This window comes from Flavobacterium kochi (assembly GCF_048286715.1).
Taxonomy (GTDB): Bacteria; Bacteroidota; Bacteroidia; order Flavobacteriales; family Flavobacteriaceae; genus Flavobacterium.
The window spans coordinates 1-1,278 of record NZ_JBLVPW010000078.1; the positions used below are offsets into that span (position 1 = coordinate 1).

1 protein-coding gene is annotated in these 1,278 nt (G+C 33.0%); it reads right to left on the reverse strand.

Annotation, left to right across the window (positions count from 1 at the left end):
- Positions 1 to 33: 33 nt before the first annotated feature.
- Positions 34 to 1,227 (reverse strand): ISL3 family transposase, encoded by a 1,194-nt coding sequence (locus ACNQGH_RS21865; RefSeq protein WP_417958131.1) that lies wholly within the window; start codon positions 1,225 to 1,227, stop codon positions 34 to 36.
- Between the last annotated feature and the right edge of the window lie 51 nt (positions 1,228 to 1,278).

Here is a 1,278-nt window from a genome sequence, read left to right on the forward strand (position 1 = left end):
GGTTCTTCGCCTAAATTAGTGGATTTGCATTTTTTAGGTATTTCCTAAATAATACACCATTTTTATAAAATTCTCGGGATTTCTATAACCTCTTGCTCTGGATCTTGCTAACTGCATCACGCTATTCAGTCCTTCTGAAACAGCATTTGTTATTCCAGTTTTGATTGATTTTACAATTCCATTATAGTGATTCCTTATTGTTTTAATGAATGCGTTTATCGGTTTAAGACCCGCAGAAGCTGCTTTCTCAATCCATTTTTCTAGCATTGGTTCAATTGCATGCGATTGTACATTCCATAATTGATCAAATTTATTTTTAATTTGGTAAGCTATTGTTGTATTTAAAGTGCTGTCACTTAAATATTCGTCTAATCTACCAGCTTGGTTTTCTGTTAATTTAGCTTCGTTTTTCAACCAAATGTATTTTGATTTTTTGAGAGATTCAACTGTTTTAACCTCTTCTAGTCGAACTAGGTTTAGAGCTTTATTCATCCCTTTTTTAATGTGAAATCTATCGAAAACTACTTCAGTTCCTGCAAAATATTCTTTCTGACCAGCTTGGTAGGACACTGACATATCCATGCTAAATAATTCTATATCGCCAGGATATCCACCATTATCCCAAAGCCAACCATAGAACAATTCAAAAACCTCCTTTTTTCTTCCCTCTGTAACAAATATAACTTTGCCTGTGTCTAAATCTGTAAAAATACTTATGTAATTATGCCCTCTTTTTATAGCTGTTTCATCTATACAAACACGTTTAATATCCTTAAAATCAAATTTCTGAATTACATTTTTATCTACCCAATAATTAAAAACGCGCCACAAATTATTATCGGGTTCACCCAATTCTCTGCTGATAGCAGATGCAGACATTTCTTTAAACAAGCGAATAATTAAAGCCTCAAATTTAAGACTGTAATGATTGCCTCTGCGGTCCCAAGGGGTAGAATGAACAACTTTTACACCATCCTTGTTGCAACTTATTCTAGGAACTTTAATATTTAAATAGCAACGATAATCAAATAAATCCAAATGCCTTATACGTTTTACATTTCCGTCATGAACTTTGCATAGCTCACCACAATTGGGACATTCAAATTTTGAACCTCTTTCATATTCGATATAAACATCAATTACTTGTGTATGATGTTGAACATCTATCTTTTTTAAAACCCATGGAGATTTAACTCCTAACAAAACTCCCAATCCGTCTAATTCCATGCCCTAAAATTAGGTCATTTTTTGACTTTCCACTAATTTAGGCGAAGAACC

Excerpts from the sequence above, each read along its gene's own strand:
- ACNQGH_RS21865 (WP_417958131.1), bottom strand. The coding sequence starts at position 1,227 with ATGGAATTAGACGGATTGGGAGTTTTGTTAGGAGTTAAATCTCCATGG.